The 23827-nt window shown below is 63.9% G+C and carries 22 protein-coding genes and 1 pseudogene; 9 read left to right on the forward strand and 14 right to left on the reverse strand.

Annotation, left to right across the window (positions count from 1 at the left end):
* The first annotated feature begins 399 nt into the window (after positions 1-399).
* Complete coding sequence (locus tag CF161_RS23850) at positions 400-1158, forward strand: hypothetical protein (RefSeq protein WP_020299187.1); 759 nt, start codon at positions 400-402, stop codon at positions 1156-1158.
* Between the two features lie 93 nt (positions 1159-1251).
* Here CF161_RS23850 and CF161_RS33740 read toward each other — a convergent pair whose 3' ends face one another.
* The 3 genes and pseudogenes from CF161_RS33740 to CF161_RS23860 all read right to left on the reverse strand — a co-directional run bounded on the left by CF161_RS33740 (position 1252) and on the right by CF161_RS23860 (position 4189).
* Positions 1252-2133, reverse strand: a complete 882-nt coding sequence (locus CF161_RS33740; protein ID WP_371106541.1) for a methyl-accepting chemotaxis protein — start codon at positions 2131-2133, stop codon at positions 1252-1254.
* Positions 2113-3261, reverse strand: a pseudogene (locus tag CF161_RS33745) (HAMP domain-containing protein); the annotation flags it as partial. The gene CF161_RS33740 and the pseudogene CF161_RS33745, both read right to left, overlap by 21 nt.
* A gap of 166 nt (positions 3262-3427) precedes the next feature.
* A complete protein-coding gene (locus CF161_RS23860; protein WP_020299189.1) occupies positions 3428-4189 on the reverse strand; it encodes an SDR family oxidoreductase in 762 nt (253 codons plus the stop codon).
* Between the two features lie 232 nt (positions 4190-4421).
* Between CF161_RS23860 and CF161_RS23865 the strand changes: the two genes are divergently transcribed.
* The gene (locus tag CF161_RS23865) at positions 4422-5426 is read left to right on the forward strand and encodes an NADP-dependent oxidoreductase (RefSeq protein WP_020299190.1); all 1005 of its coding nucleotides are present in this window, start codon (positions 4422-4424) and stop codon (positions 5424-5426) included.
* A 77-nt stretch (positions 5427-5503) separates the two neighbouring features.
* Here the strand turns inward: CF161_RS23865 and pyrF are convergent, their stop codons facing one another.
* On the reverse strand, positions 5504-6202 hold the full coding sequence (pyrF, locus tag CF161_RS23870) for an orotidine-5'-phosphate decarboxylase (protein WP_020299191.1): 699 nt from the start codon (positions 6200-6202) through the stop codon (positions 5504-5506).
* Positions 6203-6515: 313 nt separating this feature from the next.
* On the opposite strand from pyrF, the gene CF161_RS23875 reads away from it, so the two are divergent.
* The 3 genes from CF161_RS23875 (at position 6516) to xopAW (ending at position 9295) form a co-directional block, all read left to right on the forward strand.
* Positions 6516-7280 (forward strand): response regulator, encoded by a 765-nt coding sequence (locus CF161_RS23875; protein ID WP_020299192.1) that lies wholly within the window; start codon positions 6516-6518, stop codon positions 7278-7280.
* Positions 7280-8326: a HAMP domain-containing sensor histidine kinase gene (locus CF161_RS23880; RefSeq protein ID WP_020299193.1), complete on the forward strand. Its 1047-nt coding sequence runs from the start codon at positions 7280-7282 to the stop codon at positions 8324-8326. The genes CF161_RS23875 and CF161_RS23880 overlap by 1 nt, the downstream gene beginning before the upstream one ends.
* A 123-nt stretch (positions 8327-8449) precedes the next feature.
* Complete coding sequence (xopAW, locus tag CF161_RS23885) at positions 8450-9295, forward strand: EF-hand domain-containing protein (protein ID WP_020299194.1); 846 nt, start codon at positions 8450-8452, stop codon at positions 9293-9295.
* A gap of 54 nt (positions 9296-9349) precedes the next feature.
* On the opposite strand, the gene CF161_RS23890 is transcribed toward xopAW, so the two are convergent.
* The 10 genes from CF161_RS23890 to CF161_RS23935 all read right to left on the reverse strand — a co-directional run bounded on the left by CF161_RS23890 (position 9350) and on the right by CF161_RS23935 (position 17903).
* Entirely contained in the window at positions 9350-10402 is a 1053-nt protein-coding gene (locus tag CF161_RS23890) for an AI-2E family transporter (protein WP_020299195.1), read from the reverse strand.
* Positions 10403-10473: 71 nt separating this feature from the next.
* A complete protein-coding gene (locus tag CF161_RS23895; protein ID WP_177326801.1) occupies positions 10474-11280 on the reverse strand; it encodes a DUF4892 domain-containing protein in 807 nt (268 codons plus the stop codon).
* Positions 11281-11303: 23 nt separating this feature from the next.
* On the reverse strand, positions 11304-11963 hold the full coding sequence (locus CF161_RS23900) for a glutathione S-transferase family protein (RefSeq protein ID WP_020299197.1): 660 nt from the start codon (positions 11961-11963) through the stop codon (positions 11304-11306).
* 50 nt (positions 11964-12013) lie between these two features.
* Entirely contained in the window at positions 12014-12868 is an 855-nt protein-coding gene (locus tag CF161_RS23905) for an alpha/beta hydrolase (protein ID WP_020299198.1), read from the reverse strand.
* Positions 12865-13671 carry an alpha/beta fold hydrolase gene (locus CF161_RS23910; protein WP_020299199.1) on the reverse strand — a complete coding sequence of 269 codons (807 nt, stop codon included), beginning with the start codon at positions 13669-13671 and terminating at the stop codon, positions 12865-12867. Before CF161_RS23910 ends, CF161_RS23905 begins: the two co-directional genes overlap by 4 nt.
* Before the next feature lie 116 nt (positions 13672-13787).
* Positions 13788-14231, reverse strand: coding sequence for a hotdog fold thioesterase (locus CF161_RS23915; RefSeq protein WP_020299200.1), 444 nt, complete (start codon positions 14229-14231; stop codon positions 13788-13790).
* 29 nt (positions 14232-14260) lie between these two features.
* A complete protein-coding gene (locus CF161_RS23920; protein ID WP_020299201.1) occupies positions 14261-15928 on the reverse strand; it encodes an AMP-binding protein in 1668 nt (555 codons plus the stop codon).
* Between the two features lie 136 nt (positions 15929-16064).
* Positions 16065-16514 (reverse strand): phosphohistidine phosphatase SixA, encoded by a 450-nt coding sequence (sixA, locus tag CF161_RS23925; RefSeq protein WP_020299202.1) that lies wholly within the window; start codon positions 16512-16514, stop codon positions 16065-16067.
* Positions 16511-16858, reverse strand: coding sequence for a DUF4389 domain-containing protein (locus tag CF161_RS23930; RefSeq protein WP_020299203.1), 348 nt, complete (start codon positions 16856-16858; stop codon positions 16511-16513). The genes sixA and CF161_RS23930 overlap by 4 nt, the downstream gene beginning before the upstream one ends.
* A 19-nt stretch (positions 16859-16877) precedes the next feature.
* A complete protein-coding gene (locus tag CF161_RS23935) occupies positions 16878-17903 on the reverse strand; it encodes an NAD(P)H-dependent glycerol-3-phosphate dehydrogenase (RefSeq protein ID WP_020299204.1) in 1026 nt (341 codons plus the stop codon).
* A gap of 194 nt (positions 17904-18097) precedes the next feature.
* Between CF161_RS23935 and CF161_RS23940 the strand changes: the two genes are divergently transcribed.
* The 4 genes from CF161_RS23940 to fabA all read left to right on the forward strand — a co-directional run bounded on the left by CF161_RS23940 (position 18098) and on the right by fabA (position 23816).
* A complete protein-coding gene (locus tag CF161_RS23940; RefSeq protein WP_020299205.1) occupies positions 18098-20221 on the forward strand; it encodes a TonB-dependent siderophore receptor in 2124 nt (707 codons plus the stop codon).
* A gap of 1 nt (position 20222) precedes the next feature.
* Positions 20223-21155 carry an ABC transporter substrate-binding protein gene (locus tag CF161_RS23945; RefSeq protein WP_043230260.1) on the forward strand — a complete coding sequence of 311 codons (933 nt, stop codon included), beginning with the start codon at positions 20223-20225 and terminating at the stop codon, positions 21153-21155.
* Entirely contained in the window at positions 21152-23053 is a 1902-nt protein-coding gene (locus CF161_RS23950) for an ATP-binding protein (RefSeq protein WP_020299207.1), read from the forward strand. Before CF161_RS23945 ends, CF161_RS23950 begins: the two co-directional genes overlap by 4 nt.
* 247 nt (positions 23054-23300) lie before the next feature.
* Positions 23301-23816, forward strand: a complete 516-nt coding sequence (gene fabA / locus CF161_RS23955; RefSeq protein WP_010211704.1) for a 3-hydroxyacyl-[acyl-carrier-protein] dehydratase FabA — start codon at positions 23301-23303, stop codon at positions 23814-23816.
* Positions 23817-23827: the final 11 nt, after the last annotated feature.

The following is a 23827-nucleotide window of genomic DNA, read 5'->3' on the forward strand; positions in this document are numbered from 1 at the left end:
GTCCTAGGCCACTAGACGAAGGGGACACACGTACAACATTCACTGCCTACTGCGTTTCGCTGTGTGCTTTACGCTGTAAGTGGCGCGCATTCTATGGATGGATTGGGGGGTCGTCAACCCCCTGATATAAATTTATTTAAATCAATGACTTCCCCGCCGATTACCGGCCTGGGCGAGCATTTCTGTCGCCCGGGCTTTGACGCCTATATTCTGGCACCCGACAAGGCGTTATAGTCCAGCGCTGCCAATGATGGCAATGTGCACCTATTGCCGCCACTACCTATATAAGCAGCGTTGCCGCCTGGCCCCGGCTCGTCGAGCGGCGCTATGCGCCCCCAGGCGAAGCCACTACACTCGCACGCGAAATCCTATAAAGAGGTCTTAACGGTGACACCACTCATGATCACCCTGCTAGTTGTAGCCGGGATCGTAATACTGATCGCCATTGGCTACATGAACCATGTGGTGGAAAACAGCAAACTGGAAAAGGCCCGCACCAAGGTCGAGCTCAATGATCGCCTGCGTCGTTGCGGCGAAATCACCGAGACCTTCCCCGGCCAGTTGATGACACCGGCGCTCAAGCTGCTGCTGACCCGGCTGGAACTCAACGTCAATCAGCGCCTGCTCAACCTGAACAAGTCCGATAGCGGGATCCGGGCCCGTATCGCCGAGCTCAATGCGCTGATCGCCCAGGGCGAATCGATCCCGGTGAACAACCCACCCTGCCCGATCCAGACCGAAGCCAAGGCCAAGGATGTGCGCTTTCTGCTGGAAGCCATGCACGGCCAGGTGACCCGCGCGGCCCAGGACGGCTTTTTGCCGACCAATGAAGCCAAGCGCTGGATCCGCGAGATCCGCCATCTGCTGGTGCTGTTGCACATTGAGTTCTTCAACAACCTCGGCCAGCATGCCCTGCAGCAGGGCCAGCCCGGCCAGGCGCGCCTGGCGTTCGAGCGTGGCGCCCAGTACCTGCGTAAACAGCAGGACCCGAACACCTACAGGGAGCAACTCGAGTACCTGGAGAAACTGTTGGCCCGGGCCAACTCGATGGTGCTGGCCAGCACCCAGCCGGTCGAAGGCGAAGTCAACCAGTTGACCGAAGGCCTGAAGACCGCCGAAGCCGATGCCGACTGGAAGAAGAAAGCGATCTACGATTGATGCCTGCCCCTGGCCGCACGCTCCCCTCGTGCGGCCAGGGCCAGGACCTGCCTTCAACCTGCGGCCAATAGCCCGCAGGTGAAGCGCACGGCCTCAGAGCCGGAAGTGCCCGACCATCCCCTTCAACTCCACCCCCAACTGCGCCAGCTCGATGCTCGACGCGGCATTGCCCTGCATCGCCAGTGATGACTGGTCGGCGCTGGCACGGATGCTGGTGACGCTGCGATTGATCTCTTCGGCCACCGAACTCTGCTGCTCGGCCGCGGCGGCGATCTGCTGGTTCATCTGCTGGATCAGGGAAACCGCCGCGGCAATGCTGCCCAGGGCGCTTTCGGTTTGCAGGGCATCACTGACCGCCAGCTTGACCAGTTCACCGCTGCCCTGGATCTGCTGCACCGAAGAGTCCGCCGCCGCGCGCAGGGCACTGACCAGGCGCTCGATCTCCTCGGTGGACTGCTGGGTCCGCTTGGCCAGCGCTCGCACTTCGTCGGCCACCACCGCAAAGCCCCTGCCCTGCTCGCCCGCACGCGCGGCCTCGATCGCAGCGTTGAGGGCCAGCAGGTTGGTCTGCTCGGCCACGCTTTTGATCACTCCCAACACCGCGCCGATGTTCTGGATCTCGGCACTCAGGCTTTCGATACTGCTGCTGGCACTGTTCGCCGAGTCAGCCAGTTGTTCGATGCGCTGCATGCTCTGGCGCACCACCTGCTGCCCGCTCTCCACCTTGTTGTCGGCAGACTGCGCCGCCAGTGCCGCCTGTTCGGCGTTGTGCGCCACATCGTGGACGGTGGCGGTCATCTGATTCATGGCGGTGGCAACCTGCTCGGTTTCTTCCTTCTGGCTGCTGACTTCAAGGTTGGTCTGCTCGGTGACCGCCGACAGGGACTGGGCCGAACTGGCCAGTTGTTCGATACCGGCCTGCAAGCCGCTGACAATACTGCTGAGCCCGGCCCCCATCTGCTGCATAGCCAGCATCAACTGGCCGATTTCATCGCGCCGGGTGACCTCGACCGTGGCACTGAGGTCGCCGGCGGCAATTTGCTGGGCCACGCGAATCACGCTGCGCAGCGGCGCGACAATCAGCCGGGTAATGATCCACGACGCCAGCAGCCCCACCAGCAGGGCCAGCGCCGAGGAGCCGATGATCAGCCAGGCGTTCTGCTTCAGCTCGGCCTGCATCGAAAGGTCCTGGGCGGCGTAAGCCTGGTCGACCCGCTCCGTCACCTGCGCGGCGCGTTCGCGCAGCTGCTGGTAAACGGTTTTCTCCTGAGCCAGCAGCCCGGTGTACTCCGCGAGTTTTTCGCCGAAGTTGCCAATGTGCCCGGCGACCTCATTAAGCACCGTCTGATAGCCGGCGTCCTTGACTGCGGTCTTGAGCTGCTCGGCTTGGGCCAGCGCCTGTTCGGCCTGCTCGATCTTGCCCTGGCCGGCATTTTCTTCGTCGCCCTTGCGGCTTTGATCCAGGCGCAGGCGAGCTTCATTCATGGCCTGCAACATCAGGCGCGAGACCTGGCTGACCTGATTGGCCTGGTCGATGAATTCGCTGCCCTCCTTGCCCTGGGACTCCTTCAACCCGTAGGTGCCATCGTCGGCCAGCCCGGCCTGGAGCACATCGAGGTTATTGGCCACGCTGGAGACCGACCAACTGGCCATCTCCAGCGCCAGGTCCTTGGCCTGGGTCAGTTCGACAAACTCATCGAATGCCTTGCGATACGCCGCCAAAGCCTGCTCGACATCGTTCATTAGCGGCACGTTCGCCGACGATTGGCCTTTGAGTTCGGACGCCAACTGCAGCAACCCCTCGACCCCCTCATGCAGGGCATCGACGGTCTTGGGGTCGCCACGCAGGGCGTACTCCTGCTCCAGCAGGCGCACGTTGAGCAAACCGCTGTTGAGGGAAGACATCTGTTTGAGGCCATCAAAACGATGGCTGATGGTCTGCAACGACCAGACACCAATGGCCGCCACCACTGCCGTCAACAACAGGACCAGGGTAAACCCGATGCCCAGTTTCTTTGCCATGCCCAGGTTGGCAAAACGTCCGCTCGTGGCCGAATTCATTGCGCTCAGTCCCCTTCCGATACCCAATGGCGGCAAGGCCATTTTCGAGTACTGCAGGTTCGCAACGGGCTGTACCGCAATACAAGTCTCTGGCGTCGGAATAATGGCAAAAAGCTACGTTCAGGTCGTTTTCAGGACGGTCGAGGTCGATCGGGCGGGCCTGGATGCGACGGGGCACATCCCCGTCCCGCCTCGACGAAAAAGCCCCTCAGATGGCCGTGGCGCCGCCGTCGACCGCCAGCGCATGGCCAGTGGTAAAGGCCGCGCCGTCACTGCACAGATACAGCACGGCGCTGGCGATCTCCTCGACCTTGCCTACCCGACCCACCGGGTGCATGGCCGCCGCGAACTCGGCTTTCTTCGGATCGGCCTCATAGGCGCGGCGGAACATATCGGTGTCGATCACCGCCGGGCAGACCGCGTTGACGCGGATTTTCTTCTTCGCATACTCGATGGCCGCGGACTTGGTCAGACCGATCACCGCGTGCTTGGAAGCGGCGTAGATACTCATCTTCGGTGCCGCCCCGAGGCCTGCCACCGACGCGGTGTTGACGATGGCGCCGCCGCCCTGGGCCAGCATCAGCGGCAACTGGTACTTCATGCACAGCCAGACGCCCTTGACGTTGACCCCCATGATCGCGTCGAACTCATCCTGGGTGCCGTCGGCCAGCCGGCCCTTCTCGATCTCGATTCCGGCGTTGTTGAACGCGTAATCGACCCGCCCGTAGGCATTCACTGCCTGGGCCATCAGCTGCTGTACATCCGCTTCCAGGGTCACGTTGCAGCGCACGAACAAGGCGTCGCCACCGGCACGGCGAATCAGTTCCACCGTGCCTTCGCCGCCGGCGACATCCAGGTCCGCCACCACCACTTTCAAGCCTTCGCCGGCGAACGCCAGGGCCGTGGCTCGGCCAATACCGGCGGCGCCGCCGGTAACCAGGGCCACGTTGCCGGAAAACGTCATGCTCATTGTTATGTCCTCGATGGAATGCGGGGGTCGCGTGCCGGGAGTCTAGCCACAGGCCGAGGCCCTGCGGCAGCACTATCAGAAGCCCGGTTGAGGACTTATGCGCGGCAGTGATAAACCGCACGGGGTGACCATCACTGCACTGGATCGGCGACTATTCGCTGCGCCGGCAATCCTTGCGGCAGCGGCGCTGAAGGTCTATCAACTAGGGTTTCATTGACCTTGAGTGCCCGCCATGACCAGCCAGACCAATCGCCAGTTCCTGCTCGCCAAGCGCCCTGTCGGCGCGGCGACCCGCGAGACCTTCACCTACCAGCAGGTTGCAGTCGGTGAACCGGGGCCGGGGCAGATTCTGGTGAAAAACGAATACCTGTCCCTGGACCCAGCCATGCGCGGCTGGATGAACGAGGGCAAGTCCTACATCCCGCCGGTGGCGATTGGCGAAGTGATGCGCGCCCTGGGCGTGGGCCAGGTGATTGCGTCGAACAACCCGGGCTTCAGTGTCGGCGATTACGTCAATGGCGCCCTGGGCGTGCAGGACTACTTCCTCGGCGAGCCTCGCGGCTTCTATAAGGTCGACCCCAAGCTCGCTCCCCTGCCGCGCTACCTCTCGGCCCTGGGCATGACCGGCATGACCGCCTACTTCGCCCTGCTCGACGTCGGCGCGCCCAAGGCCGGCGAGACCGTGGTGCTGTCCGGGGCCGCCGGGGCGGTGGGCAGCATTGCCGGGCAGATCGCCAAGATCAAGGGCTGCCGCGTGGTCGGCATCGCCGGGGGCCAGGACAAGTGCAAGTTCCTGATCGACGAACTGGGTTTTGACGGCGCCATCGATTACAAGAGCGAAGACGTGCACGCCGGCCTCAAGCGCGAATGCCCGAAAGGCGTCGATGTGTATTTCGACAACGTCGGCGGCGACATTCTGGATGCGGTGCTCAGCCGCCTGAATTTCAAGGCGCGGGTGGTGATCTGCGGCGCCATCAGCCAGTACAACAACAAGGAAGCGATCAAAGGCCCGGCCAACTACCTGTCGTTGCTGGTCAACCGCGCGCGCATGGAAGGTTTTGTGGTGATGGACCATGCCGCGCAATTTGCGGCAGCCGGGCAGGAAATGGCCGGCTGGATGGCCAAGGGGCAGCTCAAGAGCAAGGAAGATATTGTCGAAGGGCTGGAGACGTTCCCGGAAACCCTGATGAAACTGTTCAGCGGCGAGAACTTTGGCAAGTTGGTGCTGAAGGTATAAGCGCGGCTGACGATTGAAGAGCACCGTCCATCGCCGGCAAACCGGCGATGGACTGGCGACTCAGGGCCTGTTCAGCCTCAGGCCAGTTCGGCGACCACAGCCGCCAGCGCCTGGCCTGGATCAGCCGCCTGGCTGATCGGGCGACCGATCACCAGGTAGTCGGAACCGGCATCCAGCGCCTGGCGCGGGGTGAGAATGCGTCGCTGGTCGTCCTGGGCGCTGCCGGCCGGACGAATGCCCGGGGTCACCAGTTGCAGCGACGGGTGGGCGGCTTTCAGCGCCTGGGCTTCCAGCGCCGAGCACACCAGGCCATCCATGCCGGCTTTTTGCGCCAGCGCCGCCAGGCGCAGCACCTGCTCCTGGGGCTCGATATCCAGGCCGATACCGGCCAGGTCCTCGCGCTCCATGCTGGTCAGCACGGTCACGCCGATCAGCAGCGGTTTCGGGCCGCTGCGCTGGTCGAGCACTTCACGGCAGGCGGCCATCATGCGCAGGCCACCGGAGCAATGCACGTTGACCATCCACACGCCCATTTCCGCCGCGGCCTTGACCGCCATCGCCGTGGTGTTGGGGATGTCGTGGAACTTGAGGTCGAGGAACACTTCAAAACCCTTGTCGCGCAAGGTCCCGACGATTTCAGCGGCGCAACTGGTGAACAGTTCCTTGCCGACTTTGACCCGGCACAGTTTCGGGTCCAGCTGATCAGCCAGTTTCAGTGCGGCGTCACGGGTGGGGAAATCCAGGGCGACGATGATAGGAGTCTGGCAGGCGGACATGAATGGGCTCTCAGGCAAGTCGAAATCGGCGCGGATTGTAGCGCAAGCCGGGATGTTCCGGGACCCGGTGATCGGTAAATCGTCGCCAGGAGCGCCCGATCAGCCGCCAGATCGGGCACAATGGCCAGCCCGGCGGGCTTTGTATCAAGCTCGATACACTTCCGACACGCCCGCAACAATCCACAGCGCTACCCTCGCCAGCCGCTACACCCCGAACAGCACTTCCTGCCCCCGGGCCGGACGCCTATGCTGAAGCCACAACCTCGCAGCCCATCTTTGTGGTTGGCAGCCTACCTGGCAGATGATCGCACCCATGCAAAACACTCCAGCCCCTCTCAACGACGATCAGAAAGCGCCCGTCAGCAACGACGAAAAACGCTGGAACACCCGGGCCTTGATCGTTGACGACGACGTGCCGATCCGCGAACTGCTGATCGACTACCTGGCACGCTTCAATATCCACGCCAGTGGCGTCACCGATGGCGCCGCCATGCGCGTGGCATTGCAGGCCGAACACTTCGACGTGGTGGTGCTCGACCTGATGCTGCCGGGCGAAGACGGTCTGTCGCTGTGCCGCTGGCTGCGTAACGAATCGGACATCCCGATCCTGATGCTCACCGCGCGCTGCGAACCCACCGACCGCATCATCGGCCTGGAACTGGGCGCCGACGACTACATGGCCAAGCCGTTCGAGCCTCGGGAACTGGTGGCGCGGATCCAGACCATCCTGCGCCGGGTGCGCGACGATCGCAGCGAACAGCGGGCCAATATCCGCTTCGACAACTGGCGCCTGAACAGCGTCCTGCGCCAACTGATCTCCGCCGATGGCCTGGTGGTGCCGCTGTCGAATGCCGAGTTCCGCCTGCTCTGGGTGTTCATCGAGCGCCCGCGCCGAGTGTTGAGCCGCGAGCAACTGCTGGACGCCGCACGCGGGCGCTCCATCGAAGCCTTCGACCGCAGCATTGACCTGCTGGTCTCGCGCCTGCGGCAGAAGCTGGGCGACGATCCAAAATCGCCACAGCTGATCAAGACCGTACGCGGTGAGGGTTATCTGTTCGACGCGCGAGACATCGGCTGATGCGGGGGCGTTTCGATACGCTGTTCAGCCGCCTGTTCGGGATGTTGCTGATGGCGATCGTACTCGCCCACCTGCTGGCCTTTTTCTGGTTTCACCATTACGGCCCGCCACCGCCGCCGCCCCCTCCCCAGGCCGGACAAGCCTTCAACGGGCCGCCCCGAGGGCCGCCGAATTTTGAACCGCGGCCACCACGGCCGTGGTTTGGCGGGCCGATCGTGCCGCTGACCTTTCAACTGATTTCCTTGGTGATTGCCGCCTGGTATGGCGCCAAGCTGCTGAGCCGCCCGATCCAGCGCCTGAGCGGCGCCGCCGAACGCCTGAGTGAAAACCTCGACAGCCCGCCACTGGACGAGTCCGGGCCACGAGAGGCGCGCCAGGCTGCTCACACCTTCAACCTGATGCAACGCCGCATCCGCGAGCAGGTGCAGCAGCGCGGGCGCATGCTCGGCGCGGTTTCCCATGACCTGCGCACGCCCCTGTCGCGCCTCAAGTTGCGCCTGGAGCAGATCGAAGACATCAAGCTGCAAGGGCAGATGCGCCAGGACCTCGACGACATGATCAGCATGCTCGACGCGACCCTCAGCTACCTGCACGAGCAGCGCACCAGTGAAGCCCAGCAGCGCATGGACGTGCAGGCCCTGGTTGAATCGCTCTGCGAAAACGCCCAGGACCAGGGCGCCGACGTCCAGGCCAGCGGCCACTGTGCGCCGCTGCAAGTCCAGCCCATGGCCTTGCGCTCCTGCCTGAACAATCTGCTCGACAACGCCCTGCGTTACGCCGGGCATGCGGCGATCGACCTGCAGGACAGCCGCGAACAGTTGCTGATCCGGGTCATCGACCATGGCCCGGGGATCGACGCCACCCAGCGCGAGGCGGTATTCGAGCCGTTCTTTCGCCTGGAAGGCTCGCGCAACCGCAACTCCGGCGGCGTCGGCCTGGGCATGACCATCGCCCGCGAGGCGGTCGGGCGCCTGGGTGGCCAACTGAGCCTGGAAGAAACCCCAGGCGGCGGCCTGACCGCGGTGGTCTGCCTGCCACGCCACTGATCACCGCTCAAGCAGCATGTGTAGCCCTGGGTACAAAGCCCACATACCCACGACAAATCCCCCCGCGAGGCTGCACCAGCCGGCACACCCACCGGCTTTATCCATCCGCAGGGAGTGAGCCCCATGATCGGTAGCGTCAGTAATTATTCGAGCTATATCAGCTCCAGCAGCAGTACGACCAACAACACCCGCAGCCAGCAGTTGCAGAAAGAGCTGTTCAGCAAACTCGACAGCAACGGCGACGGTGCAGTGGATCAGGACGAGCTCAAGAGCGCCCTGTCGCAGAAAAGCGACAACGGCATCCTGGTCAGCCTGAGCAAGAACTTCAGTGACCTGGACAGCGACAGCAGCGGCAGCCTGAGCAGCGAAGAAATGGCCGCCATGGCGCCCCCGCCGCGGCCATCGCAAGACCAAGCACCCAATACCGAACTGGCCGACGCCCTGATCAAGGCCCTGGACACCGACGGTGACGGCGTTGTCAGCAGCGACGAACTGAGCAACGGCCTGAGCAGTGCCGGCAGCAGCGCCGACAGCAAGGAAATCTTCTCGGCCCTGGACAAGAACCAGGATGGCAGCGTCAGCCAGGAAGAAATGGCCGCCGCCCTCGCCCCGCCTCCACCGCCGCCTCAGCAGGTTTCCAGTGAGGAGTTGTTCAGCCAGTTGGACACGGACGGCGATGGCAGCATTACCACCAGCGAGTTGAGCAGCGCGCTGCAGGCCAGCAATAGCAGCACCAGCACTGACACCAGTGCCGCCCTGCTCAAGGTGCTGGACAGCGATAACAGCGGTGGCGTCAGCAGCGACGAGCTGAAGGCTGCATTGCAGGCCGGTCGTGATCAGCCAAGCACGGCCTCCAGCGAAAAGAGCGAACTGGCCCAGGCCCTGGGCAAGATGATCGCCAACCTGAACAAGCAGTATCAGCTCGATAACGTGGCGCAGGTCGGCAGCAGCGTCAACGTCGCCGCCTGACCTACGCAAAGCAGCGCTGGCCTGCCAGCGCCTGCACCCCAGCAGGTTGCCGGGTCAGCGCCGGTCCTCGACCCGCGCCTGGCTCGCGCTCCAGTCGGTGAGCAGGCTGTAGGCCACCGCCAGCAGGGTCGGGCCGATAAACAGGCCGATAAAACCGAAGGCAATCAAGCCGCCGAACACCCCCAGCAGCACAATCACCAGCGGCAGATTGCCGCCACGACTGATCAGGTAAGGTTTGAGCACGTTGTCGACGCCGCTGATGATGAACGTGCCCCAGATCCCGAGGAACACCGCCATCCCGTATTCGCCCTTCCAGGCGAGCCAGGCCGTGGCCGGTATCCACACCAGGGGCGGCCCCATGGGAATCAGGCTGAGCAGGAAGGTGGTGATCCCCAGGACCAGGGCGCCCGGCACTCCCGCGATCAGGAAGCCGATCAGGGCCAGAACCGCCTGGGCCGCTGCCGTGCCGATCACGCCATTGACCACCCGCTGCACCGTACCCGCCACCAGCTCGATGTAGTAACCGGCCCGATCGCCGATCAGGCGTTCCAGCAGCTTGTGCACGAACAGCGCCAGGCGCGGGCCGTCGCGGTAGAAGAAAAACACAAAGACGATACTCAGGGTCAACTCGAGGATGCCGCCGCCGATCTGTGCGCTGCGCGCCAGCAACCAGTTCCCGACCTGCCCCAGGTAGGGCTTGACCGCCAGCATCATCGCCGCGCCCTGTTGATCGATGCTGTCCCACAGCCCCACCAGCCGCTCCCCGACCAGGGGGATACCGCCCAGCCAGACCGGCGCAGCGGGCAAGCCATCGACCTGCACATCCTTGATAAAGGCCGTGGCATCGCGCACATGGTCAGCCAGGTTCAAGCCCAGCCAGACCATGGGCGCGGCCACCAGCACCATCCAGCCCAGGGTCAACAGGGCCGCCGCCAACGACTCGCGGCCATTGAGCCAGCGTGTCAGCAGGCGCATCAGCGGCCAACTGGCAAACGCCAGCACCGCGCCCCAGAACAGCGCCGACCAAAACGGCGCCATCACCCACAAACTGGCACCAAACAACACCAGGAGCAGAATCTGCACCAACAGGCGATCGTTATTGAGCATGAAGAATCTCGAGAAAGGACGTCGAACACAGAGTAGGCGAACACAGGGCCGGTGTGTTCGCCTTGAGGGTATTAGCGCAACAACTCGAAGTGCAGGCCCGATGTTTCGGTGTTGCCGGTTTCCATGCGCGCGGCGCGCACGCCCTGGCCGATCAGGGCCTGGCGCCAGGCTTCGGCGTTGCTTCCGGAAATACTCACCCGCAGCGTGGTATCCAGGTTCAGCCCTCGGGATAACAGGGTCAGCCAGACCGGCTGCGGGTCGGCGCCGAGTTTGGGCAGGTCCAGACGGCCGGTGTCCTTCAGCTGGCGCAACAGGGTTGCCGACGTCGGCAGCAAGTCGCCCAGTGGCGCGCTGGCCTCGAACTGTTCGACATGCAGGTACGCCCGGCGATTGCCCCGGGTGATGCTGTACAGCGCCACCAGGGAGTTGTCCTGGGGTGCGGCCAGGCGCAACAGCAGGTAGGCCTGCTGGTCGTCGGCGCCAAACAGCTTGGCGTTGCCGAACACTTCATTGGCCCACAGGCTGCTTTCCCCGCAGTCCCGCGCCTGGCACCAGAACAGCAGTTCAGCGCCCTGCTTCTGCAGGGCTTCGCGGGCGGCGGTAAAGGCTTCGGTGGATGAATGCTCGGGCGGCAACTCATAAGTCACCGACGTGGCCTGGCCCCGGGCGCTGACCTGGCCGTCAAAGCGCAACTGGCCGCTGATCCTGCGGATCGACCCCATGGGGTAAATGCGCTCCAGCTCCGCCAGTGGCCGGTAATCGACAATCTGCGCATCGGCCAGGCGCGGCACCAGCGGCAGGTCGTGGCTACCGGGCACGTCGGCGGCGAACACCATGGAACTGGCACAGGCCAAGCCCAGCACGCTGAAACAACGGATGAGTCCTTTCATTGGAAATACGCTCATCGGATCAGCATGGCCTGGGCACCTTTGACAACGCTGGCGTCATCCGTGCGTTGAGGGACCAGCAGGCCGCGCTGCACCGCCGGGCGCGCCGCCAGGGCCGCCATCCAGCGCTGCAGGGCCGGCAGGCCGTCGACCGAGACCCCGGACCATTCATGGCCGCGGACCCAGGGGTAAGTGGCGATGTCGGCGATGCTGTAGTCACCGGCCAGAAACTCCGCCGCCTGCAAACGACCGTCAAGCACTTCGTACAGACGCCGGGTTTCATGCTGGTAGCGGTCGATGGCGCCTTGGAGTTTTTCCGGGAAGTAGCGGAAGAACACATTGGCCTGCCCCTGCATCGGACCGACCCCGCCCATCTGGAACATCAGCCATTGCAGGACCAGGGAACGCCCCTTGGGGTCGGCGGGCAGCAATTGGCCGCTGAGTTCGGCGAGGTAGATAAGGATGGCGCCGGATTCAAACACGGCGAAATCACCATTGGCACGGTCGACGATTGCCGGGATCCGCCCGTTGGGATTGATCTTGAGAAAGTCTGGAGCCTTCTGTTCCTTTTTGTCGAAACTCAGGGCATGCACCGTGTAGGGCATGCCGAGTTCCTCGAGCACGATAGAGACCTTGTGGCCATTAGGCGTCGCAGCGGTGTAGAGATCTATCATGGTTGTCTCCGATTTCAACCCGCCCAGCCTCGACAGTTGACCGGCGCAAGTCAAGGAACGGCGAAAAACCGATTGAAACAGTCTGCGACAAAGATCGCGCCGGCCTCGTCGTTCAGGTGCAAATGATGGCCTCCCGGCAACTGCTCCCGGGCAAAGGGTAGACGTTCGAGCAATTGCCCGTGCTTGGCCAGCATGCCGTCGGCCGCCACCACCAGCCGGGTCGGGCAACTGACCCGCTGCACGAAGGCCATGGCCTGTTCTTCGGTCAGGCGCAACGGCGAGGCCAGGGTCAGGCGGTTGTCGCTGCGCCAGGTATAGCCCCCGGGCACCGGCATCAGGCCACGCTGAGCCAGCAATTCGGCGGCTTCACGACTGACCGCCACCAGGCCCTTCATCCGCGCCTCGATGGCCTGCTCCAGGGTGGCGTAAACCCGCTTGCGCTTGTCCTGCAGGGCGAGTTGCGCCTGCAGCGCCATGCCCAGACGCTCGGCGGCATTCTCGGTGCCGGCGGTGGGCGGGATCACCCCATCGATCAACGCCAGGTGGCTGACGCGCTCCGGCAAGGCGCCGGCCAGCACCAGCGAGACAATCGCCCCCAGGGAGTGGCCCATCAATGCAAAGCGTTTCCAGCCCAATTGCTCGGCCACCTGCAGCACGTCGTACACGTAGTCCCACAGGGCATAACCGGCGCCTGCCGGCCGATGATCGGAGTGGCCATGGCCGGCCATGTCCAGGGCAACGATACGCAAGCCGTCGAGCTTGGGCGCCAGGCGCGCAAAGCTGTTGGCGTTATCCAGCCAACCATGCAGGGCAATCACCGGCAAACCGTCCTCGGGACCGAACAGATGGGCCGCAAGTTCGATATGGGGCAGGCTCAGGCGAACCTCTTCGACCACCCGGCTCATGCGCAACTCCGTTCGCAGCGTGCGTCCCAGCGGCTGAACAGCTCCTTGAGCAGCGCCGCGGTGTCCTGTGGGCGCTCCAGTGGAAACATGTGCCCGCCCGGCATGCTCAGCGACTCGCCCTGGGGCATGCGCCCGACCGCGCTGGCGTGATGCCGCATTACCACCCGGCTATGCCGTCCGCGCACCATGGCCAGCGGCACCTGCAACTGGCGGACGAGGCCCGGACTGGTGTGGGGCACCCCACGGTAGATGCTGATTTCCGTCGCCGGGTCGAAACGTAGACGCAGACGATCACCGACCTGGTGCAGGCCGTGTTGCAGATAGGCTTCGAAACATTCCGGATCAAACCGGCGAAACAGGCTCTTGTCGGCAAAGTAGCTGCGGGCCGACTCCAGGCTGGCAAACTCCTCGCGCCGGCCCAGAGTGCGGCCGGCCGGGGTCAGGCGGTCGATGAATCCAAAGCGCTTGGCCGCCCGGATCACCCATTGGTCGGCACGGGTCAGCACCGGCGAATCGAGCATCACCACACCGCGGTACAGCTCCGGGCAACGCAGAGCGGCATGCAAATGCAGAATGCCGCCCAGGGAATGACCTACGCCCCATACCGGTTGCGCCTGCTGTTGCAGATGGTGGATCAGCTCGCTGACCAGGTTCTGCCAGTTGTCGTCCACCGGAAAACGCGGATCGTGCGCGTGTTGCTGCAAGTGGGCCACGTCGTACTCGGGCGCCAGGGCAGCAAACAACTTGCCGTAGGTTCCCGAAGGAAAGCCGTTGGCGTGAGCGAAAAAAACCTGCTGCGACATACCGAATTACCCATGAACCGAACAATGGCTGATTGTCCGCAGGTCACCGCACCAGGGCAATGACCGTAACGAACACGAATGATGACACGCCGCTTCAGCCTATAAGCCTGCGCCACTCAGCGGGCCGGCGGCGTTTCCCCCAGCGGCACCACCGCCATGGTCAGGCGCGAGATGCAGCTGGACTTGCCTTCATCGCTGCTCAGGCGGATATCCCAGACATGGGTCGTGCGACCGATGTGCACCGCCCTGGCCACCGCGCTCACCCGGCCGCTGCGCAGGCCACGCAAGTGGTTGGCGTTGATTTCCAGGCCCACGCAATAGAACTTGCTGGCATCGATGCACAGGTAGCTGGCCATGGAACCGACGGTTTCCGCCAGCACCACCGAGGCGCCACCATGCAGCAGGCCGTAAGGCTGGTGGGTGCGATGATCGATGACCATGCTGGCGGTCAGGGACTCTTCATCAAAGGACTCGAAACGAATATCCAACACTTCGCCAATGGTGTTTTTCTGGAGCGAGTTGAGTTGTTCGATATTCGGAGTGGTACGCCATAAGCTCATCGCTGCATCCTTCAGGGTTTTTATGGGGGTCAATCCTGCCACAGCACGGCTTCGGAGCGCTCGCTCCACTCCTGAAATCGCTGACCGTAAGCGGCTTCGATCACGTTGCGCTTGATCTTCAGGGTCGGCGTCAGGAAACCGTTCTCGACCGCCCAACTGTCCTTCACCACCACCAGGCGACGCAAGCGCTCGTGTTTGTCCAGGACCTGATTGACCTGCTCCAGCAGCACTTCCAGGCTGCTGTGCAAGGCTCCGCGCGCCGCGCCGGCGGCCTCCTGCACGCCCACCGCCGACAGCACGCACAACCCCAGCGGCGCCCCCAGGCCGTCGCCGACCACACACACCTGCTCGATCCGCGGGTGCACCGCCAGGCGATTCTCGATCGGCGCCGGGGCCACGTACTTGCCTTTGCTGGTCTTGAAGATCTCCTTGAGCCGGCCGGTCAGGCGCAGGTTGCCAGCGGCGTCCTGTTCGCCCTTGTCGCCCGTACGCAAAAACCCGTCGGCGGTGAGGGTCTCGGCGGTTTTCTGCGGATCCTTGTAGTACCCGAGCATGGTCGCGCCGCTGCGCACCTGGACTTCACCGAACTCATCGATGCGCACTTCGACCTCCGGGCACGGCTTGCCGATCCAGCCGGGGATATGCTCCCCGGGGCGGCCGATATGGGAGTAGCCGCAGCTTTCGGTCATGCCATACACCTCCAGCACATCCAGCCCCAGGCGCTGATACCAGTGGAGCAACGTCTGCGGCACCGGAGCCGCACCCGACAGCGCTACGCGCAATGCGTCCAGGCCCAGCCCGGCCAGCACTTTGTGGCCCACGCGCTTGCCGATGACAGGCAGCCGCAACAACAGGTCCAGGCGCTTGGCCGGGACCTTGCTGTACACCCCCATCTGGAACTTGGTCCAGATCCGCGGCACACCGAACATCGCGGTCGGCCGTGCGCGCTGCAGGTCGGTGAGGAAGGTATCGAGGCTCTCGGCGAAGAACACCGTCTGCCCGGTATAGAGGGCCGCCATCTCGACAAACATGCGCTCGGCCACGTGGCACAGCGGCAGGTAGGACAGCAGGCGATCCGAAGTGCCCAGGCCGAACAGCCCGGCGCCGTGGGTGGTGGCAAACCCCAAGTTGGCGAAACTGTGCATCACCCCTTTGGGCAGGCCGGTGGTGCCGGAGGTATAGATGATGGTCGCCAGTTGCTCGCCGGCCGGCGTGGGGCTATCCAGGATCGGTGAACAGCGCTGCAGATCGCCCCAGTTGAAATCAAAATCGCCCTCGGGGTGCAGCGGCAGGCTGACGGTGGTCAACCCTGGCTTGAGCCCGGGCGCCATGGCGGGCCAGTCATCCAGCTTGCCGATAAACACCAGGGCCGACTCGGAGTGTTCGAGCACCTGGGCCACCGAGTCGGCGGTCAGGTTGGGGTACAGGGGCACGGAGACGTGGCCGGCCATCCAGATCGCCAGGTCGGCAATGATCCAGTGCGCGCAGTTCTTGGAGATGATTGCGATATGGCTGCCGGGAGGCAGCTCGCGCCCGCGCAGCCAATGTGCGGCGCAGCGTGCCTGGTGAGCGACCTGGGACCAGTCCAGCTCCTCGACCTGCCCACCGCCCGTGGGCTGGACCAGGAAACGTTGGCGAGGATGACGAGCTTCACGCTCGTAGAACACTTCCAGCGGCAAACGAAAAGCAGTAGACATGCGACTCGCTCCTTGTTTTTGTTCTGATCGTGAGACTAGCCAACCAAGCACTTGCTCGGTCGACTATTCCACGCACAAAGGAGCGCTGCAAGTTAAGAAATGTTGCGCCCTGCCTCCTGGAGACAGGGCTGTCCCGCTAGGGTTGCCTGAGGCTATTGAGCGCCATCAGCCCGGCCAGTGGCCAGTCGCCTTCAAGCTCGGCAAGGAAGGCCGTGCCCATCGCCTGTGGGCTGCGCAGGTGGCCATGCTGCAACAAGCCAATCAGGTTGCCCACCAGGGGTTGGTGGCTGACCAGCAGCAGGTTGTCCGCGGAGTCGAGCCGCTCCAGCGCGGTCAGCGGGTTGCTGTCGGGTGTCAGCCAGGGCACGGTGCGGATCGGCGCCTCGAAGCCCAGGGCCTCGCGCACCAGCTCGGCGGTCTGCTGGGCCCGCACATACGGGCTGGCGAGGATCGCGTCGATGGGCTGACCGATCAATTGCGCGGCACTGCTCAGGACTTCCTTGCGCCCATGGTCAGTCAGGTTGCGCTCGGCATCGCTGCGGGCGTGGGGCTCGGCTTCGCCGTGGCGCAACACCCAGAGCTTCATAGCTTGGGCTCCTCGTCGCGAGCCGGATGCGGGGCCGGCGGCACGGCATGGGGCGCCTCGCCTTCAGGGGTGCGCGGCGCCGGCCAGTCGGCAAAGGGCCAGGGTTTCTGATCGGTATGAAAGCTGCCGAAACGGCCGATTTGCGCCAGGAACTGGCTCAGGCTGTCGCCGAAGTTCATCAGGCTGGCGCTGGGCGCGCCGTAGATCAGGCGATAGATCAACTGCACCAGCACCAGGACGCCGAGAATGAACTGCGCTACCTGCCACACCAGCAGAAACACCAGCATCCACAGGACCCGCAGCAGGATCGACTCGTATTTGGCTTCGGAATTGCTATCGTTCATGTTTAGCTCCTGTCTGCTTTCAGTTGAATCCGCTGGTGGAGATAAAGTCGACGTCGGTTTTCGGCTCGCCACGCATCAGCAACTCGATCACCTGGTTCAGCGTACGCCCTTCGAACAGAATCGCGTGCAGCCCGGCTACCAGCGGCATGTACACCCCCAGTTCCTGGGCCTTGACCTTGAGCACCTTGAGCGTGTTGACGCCTTCGGCCACCTCGCCCAGGCGGGTCACCGCCTCTTCCAGGCTCAAGCCCTGGCCCAGGGCGAAGCCGACCTGATAGTTGCGGCTCTTGGATGAAGAGCAGGTAACGATCAGGTCACCCACCCCGGCCAGGCCGAGAAAGGTCATCGGGTTGGCGCCCTGGCTTACGGCAAAGCGGGTCATTTCCGCCAGCGCCCGGGTGATCAGCATGCTCTTGGTGTTTTCCCCCATGCCCAGCGCCACCGCCATGCCGGCGATGATCGCATAGACGTTTTTCAGCGCCCCGCCCAACTCGACGCCAAAACGGTCGGCACTGGCGTACACGCGGAAAGTGCGCCCATGCAGCGCGGCCTGCACACGCTGGCACAGTTCTTCGTCTTCACTGGCGACCACGGTGGCGGTCAACGCATGCTCGGCCACTTCCCGGGCCAGGTTCGGCCCCGAGAGCACGCCGATCCGCGCCTGGGGGGCGATGTCCTGGAGGATTTCGCTCATCAGCTTGAAGGTCTGGGCTTCGATGCCTTTGGTCAGGCTCACCAGCAATTTGCCGCTGAGCAGTTGCGCATGGGGGGCCAGTACCGAGCGCAAGGCGCTGGACGGCAGCGCGACAAAGCACAGGTCGCATTCGCCGAGGGTGGCCAGCAGGTCGGTGACCGGCTCGACCGCCGGATGAATCTTGATGCCCTTGAGGTAGCGCGGGTTCTCGCGATTGACCCGAATGGCCTCGGCCTGCTCGGGATCGCGCATCCACTGCCGCACCTGATGACCGTTTTCGGCCAGTAGATTTGCCACGGCGGTACCAAAACTTCCGCCTCCCAGGACCGCAATAGGGCGCTGTTCAGTCATATGCAATCCGTCAATCCATACCAGTGGCGATGGCGGCATTATACGGGGCAGTCCTGCGCCTACCAGCCCCTGGGACAATTAGCGCGAAATGTCGGGATCTGCCGGATTCGATCAGGGAATGTCGGGCTATCGACTGGAAAACTCAACCATCTCGGTTAACATGCGCGGCCATTATTGCGATTCAAGGCTGTACCGTGCGTTTTGGCCCTCCCCGCCGCCCCTCGTCGTTGCTCCTGGCACTGCTGTTCAGTGCTGCGGCGCTGGCCGACGACCTGTTTGTGGACAACCAGCCGCTGCCGCAAGTGCTGACGGCTACCCGCCTCAAGCAGTCCCCGGCAGCGGTGCCCGGGAGCATGACGGTGCTCGACAGCGAGCTGATCAAGGCCAGCGGTTCGCGGGATATCGGCGAACTGCTGCGCTTGGTGCCGGGGATGATGGTCGGTGCCATCAACGGCAACCAGGCGGCGGTCAACTACCACGGCACCAGCGCCAGCGAAGCGCGACGCATGCAGGTGCTGATCGACGGCCGCTCGGTGTATCGCGCGGGCCTGGCGACCGTGGACTGGAGCGATATCCCGGTGGCCATGGAAGACATCGAGCGCATCGAAGTCTTCCGTGGCCCCAACACCGTCAGCTACGGCGCCAACGCGCTGATGGCGGTGGTCAACATCATTACCCGCGCCCCGGCCGACAGCCACGGCACCCGGCTCAAGATGACCCGCGGCCAGCGCGGCATCAGCGACTGGTACGCCAGCCAGGGCACCGGCTGGGACAGCGGCGACCTGCGGCTGTCGCTGTCCGGCCAGGAAGACGACGGCTTCGACTCCGACCGCAGCGGCGCCGACTACCGCGACAGCAGGCGCCTGAACCGCATCAGCCTGGCCCTGGGGCAGATGCTCGATGAGCGGCAGAGCATCGACTGGCAGTTCAGCGCCAAGGAAGGCAGCAACCAGCGTCCTTATACCTACCGGCCGGTGTTTGCCGGCATCACCCAGACCGGCAAGGACTCCGATGTGGCGGCCAAGGACTACGCCAGTTCCTTGCGCTGGAACCTCGACCTCAACCCCAGGCACAGCCTGTACATCCAGGGTTCGGCCCAGCACTGGGACCGCCAGCAAACCTGGCGCGCCTGCGATGCCGAGATCTCGTTCAGCCCCGAACTGACCCGCCTCTGGCAGCTCAACCCGAATTACGCCGAGCGCCTGGCGCGCAATATTCCCAGCTACCTCGGCAGCGGTGCACCGGCCGGCCGCAGCGACGAACAGGCCCTGGCCAACCAGGTACTGGCCCAGTGGCAGGCCGGCGCGAGCCAGACCGTGTGCGGCAACATCGACCAGAGCGCCCGGGAAACCCGCTACGACCTGGAACTGCAAGACACCCTGAGCCTGTCCGACAGCCTGCGACTGGTCAGCGGCATGAACTATCGTTATGACCGGGCGGACTCCGAGACCTACTTCAATGGCACCCTCGATGACACCACCTGGCGCCTGTTCGGCCAGCTTGAATGGCGCGCCAGCGAACACTGGCTGTTGCAGGGCGGAGCCATGTTTGAAAACAGCCAACTGACCGGCAGCTCGCTGACCCCGAGGGTCGCGCTCAACTACCTGATCAACCCGCGCCATGGCCTGCGTGCGGTGTATTCGGAAGCGATCCGCTCACCGGACATGTTCGAGAACAACGTCAACTGGAGTTACCGGGTCACCGGCCTCAGCCCTCGCGCCTACGGCCAGCCCAGCGCCGAGTACTTCGTCAAGACCCGGGGCCCGGGCAACCTCGACCAGGAACACATGCGTTCGCGGGAGCTGGGTTACAACGGCTTTTTCGTCGACCTGGGGCTCAACCTCGACGTCAAACTGTTCTATGACGAAATCACCGGCATGGTCAGCGAGCCCCTGCGCAACAATCAGTACATCGCCAGCAATGCCAACAGCTCGCGCTTCAGCGGCACCGAGAGCCAGCTGGACTGGCACCTGAGCCGCGCCGACCGGCTGCGCCTGACCTACGCCTATGTGCATGCCGAGGCCAGCAATCGCCTGGACCAGCGCCAGACCGCCAGCAACAGTGGTTCGGCGGGTTGGCTGCGCGATTGGGGTCAGGGTTGGTCGAGCGCGCTCTTCTACTATGGCGACAATGCGCTCAACGGCTATCGCTTCGAACGGGTGGACAGCCGCGTCGCCAAGCACCTGACCCTGGGCAAGGCCAACCTGGAGCTGGCCGCGATGCTCCAGCAACGCCTGGATAAACAGCCGACAACCTTCAGCGACAACTATTACGACCAGCGTCACGTCCTGTACTTCAGCGCGGAGCTGGAGTTCTGACATGGGCCGGGCTCAGTCACGGGTAACGTCCGCTGTGGGCCGCAAGCTGCTCGCCTGCCTGGCGTTATGGGCCAGCCTGTGGGGCGCGGCGCCGGCCTGGGCCGCCTCGGTTCTGCTGACGGCCAGCGAAGACAGCCTCGGCGTCCAGGCCTTCACCCAGGAACTGGCCCGGCAACGGCCGATGGACAACGTACGGTTCGTCGCCCTGCACGACCTGCCCGCCCCGAGCCGCCTGCCGAGCAATACCCGGCTGATCCTGCTCGACCCACCCAGCCTCGACTGGCGCCTGCAGGATGCCCAGGGTCCATGGACCCTGGTGCTGCGCATCAGCCGCCTGCAAGCCGAAAAACACCCGGCAATCAGCCGAACTCCGCGCCTCAGCCTGCTGTGGAGCGATCCGCCGCTGGCCCGGCAATTGCGCCTGATCCAAAGCGTCCTGCCCCAAGTCAGGCGAGTCGGCGTGCTGTATAGCGCCCACAGCGAGTTTCTGCTCAAGGAACTGGACAGCGCCGCCGCCCGCCTGGGGCTGGAAATCGTTGCCGAGCGCTGGGATAGCACCGCTGACAGCCGGCCGCTGCAGGCCCTGCTGAAAAACAGCGACGTCCTGCTGGGGCTGGACGATCCCCTGCTGTACAACCCCAAGACCGCCAAGAACCTGTTGCTCAGCAGCTACGCCCGCCACCTGGCGCTGGTCGGCCCGAACGCCGGCTTCGTCAGGGCCGGCAGCCTGGCCAGTACCTACAGCGATCAGCAAGACTGGCTGCACACCCTCAACAACCTGCTCGACCAGCCCCCGGCGCGCTGGCCTGGAGCGCTCTACCCCAGGGATTTCAAGGTACTGAGCAACCCGCAGGTGGCTCGCTCACTGGGTATCGAAGAAATTGACGAGACGTCCGTCGCGCGCCGACTGGCCGAAGGAGAACAACGCCCATGAGTTTGCGTCGCCATTGGGACATCAACACCCGCACTCAGGTCATCAGCCTTGGCCCGGCCCTGCTGCTGACGTTGCTGCTGATCAGTTTCTTCACCTTCGTGCGGATCCAGGACTTGCGCCAGGAGCTCAACCACACCGGCCAACTGATCGCCAACCAGCTGGCACCCGCCACCGAGTACGGGGTGATCTCGGGCAACAGCGAGGGGCTCGAAAGCCTGCTCAAAGCCACCCTGGCCACGCCCCATGTGCGCTTCCTGGAAGTCCAGGACAGCGCCAACAACATCCTGGTCTACGTCGAACAGCCGTCGGAGGCCGACAACCGCTCGCAACAGGTCAAGGTGTTCCAGGCGCCGGTACGCCTGCAGCGGATCCAGGTGCAGAACGACTTCTTCCAGAATGAAGACAGCCACCTCGGCACCCTGGGCGACGGGTACCTGGGCCGGGTCATCGTCGGCATGTCGAACGACGCCTTCAGCCAGCGCCAGCAGGAAATCCTGCTCAAGGCCGCCGTGCTGGCGCTGTTTGCCCTGCTGTTCACCTTTCTCCTGGCGCGGCGCCTGGCGGCCGGCCTGTCGCAGCCCATCAGTGCCATGGGCCAGGCGGTCAAGGCGATCCAGGAAGGCGACTTCAAGACGCCGCTGCCCATTGTCGACGACGCCGAGCTGGGCGACCTGGCGCGGCACATCAACAACCTCGCCGCCGGCCTGGAGCTGGCCAGCCGCGAGCAGCACCAGGCCATGGCGCAACTGATCCAGACCCGGGAAGAAGCCGAGCGCGCGAACAACGCCAAATCGGACTTCCTGGCGATGATGAGCCACGAACTGCGCACGCCGATGAATGGCGTGCTGGGCATGCTGCAGTTGCTGGAAACCACCGAAATGACCGAGGAGCAGGCCGAATACGCGGCGCTGGCCTCCGAATCCACCGAGCACCTGCTCAAGGTGATCAACGACATTCTCGATTTCTCGCGCATCGAGCGCTCGGCCCTGGAGCTGGAACATATTGCGTTCAACCTGTCGGAGCTGATCATCAGCTCGGCCCAGGCCTTCCAGCACAACGCCGCGCAGCGCGGCCTCGACCTGCAACTGCAGATCCCGCCCGGCATGGAGTCTTTGCAGGTCAAGGGCGACCCGACGCGGATCCGCCAGATCCTGGTGAACCTGGTGGGCAACGCCTTGAAGTTCACCGAGAAAGGCAGTGTCAGCATCGAGCCGCAGTGGCAGGCGCTGGATCACGAGTTGCTGTGGTTCACCTGCACCGTGCGCGACAGCGGCATTGGCATCAGCGCGCAAAGCCTGGAGCTGATGTTCGATGCCTTCCAGCAGGCCGACAGTTCGATCTCCCGACGTTATGGCGGCACCGGCCTGGGCCTGCCTATCGCCCGCACCCTGGCCGAACGCATGGGCGGCACCCTGCGCGCCCAGAGTGAAGAGGGCCAGGGCTCGGTCTTCACCCTGGAAATTCCCCTGGCACGGTTTCAACAGAGCCTGCCGGTGCTGGCACCACGGGCCCACGCCGGCAACGCCCACGGCGAGGGCCGCAATGTGCTGCTGGTGGAAGACAACCCGGTCAACCAGACCGTGATCCAGGCCATGTTGCGCAGCCTGGGCTTTACCGTGAGCATCGCCACCGACGGCGCCCAGGCGATCCGCAGTGCCGAGAGTCTGATATTCGAAGCGATTCTGATGGATTGCCGGCTGCCGCTGATCGATGGCTACGAAGCCACCCGGCAGATCCGCCAACTGCCCGGCTGTGCCGATCTGCCGATCATCGCCCTGACCGCCAACGCCTTGCAGGGTGATCGCGAGGCCTGTCTGTCGGCTGGAATGAACGATTACCTGGCCAAGCCGTTCAAACGCACGGATTTGCAGCAAATTCTCCAACGCTGGGTGCGCTGAGAAGCGGTTTTCGTACTGCTACGACTGGCGTGAAGGGCGAAAGTGCGGCAGTCTTAGGCACCCGAACGGACCCGGAAACGGGCCGGTTTTAAATTTTCAGTGCACAAGTGTACATTCATGTTCCTTGTGCTGTGACTTTCACCACAACGCAATAGTCTATGAGTAGGCTGCCGGTTCGAGGCATGAAGGCTTCGATCGGCCGGTAAGATTTGCCCCACCTGCCGCATGGGACTATTGAGGAGCTCGCATGACCAAACAAAACGCCTTTACCCGGGAAGACCTGCTGCGCTGCAGTCGCGGTGAGCTGTTCGGCCCAGGTAACGCGCAACTGCCCGCCCCGAACATGCTGATGGTGGATCGCATCACCCATATCAGCGAAGAGGGTGGCAAGTACGGCAAGGGTGAATTGGTCGCCGAGCTGGATATCACTCCAGACCTGTGGTTTTTCGCCTGCCACTTCGAAGGTGATCCGGTAATGCCGGGCTGCCTGGGCCTCGACGCCATGTGGCAGCTGGTTGGCTTTTTCCTTGGCTGGCAGGGTCTGCCAGGCCGCGGTCGCGCACTGGGTTCGGGCGAAGTGAAATTCTTCGGCCAGGTCCTGCCGACTGCCAAGAAAGTCACCTATAACATCCAAATCAAGCGCGTCCTGAAAGGCAAGCTGAACCTGGCCATCGCCGATGGTTCGGTCAGTGTCGACGGCCGCGAAATCTACACCGCCGAAGGCCTCCGGGTCGGCGTATTCACCTCCACTGACAACTTCTAAGGGTTATCCGC

It is taken from the genome of Pseudomonas sp. CF161, assembly GCF_000416215.1.
In the GTDB taxonomy this organism is placed as follows: domain Bacteria; phylum Pseudomonadota; class Gammaproteobacteria; order Pseudomonadales; family Pseudomonadaceae; genus Aquipseudomonas.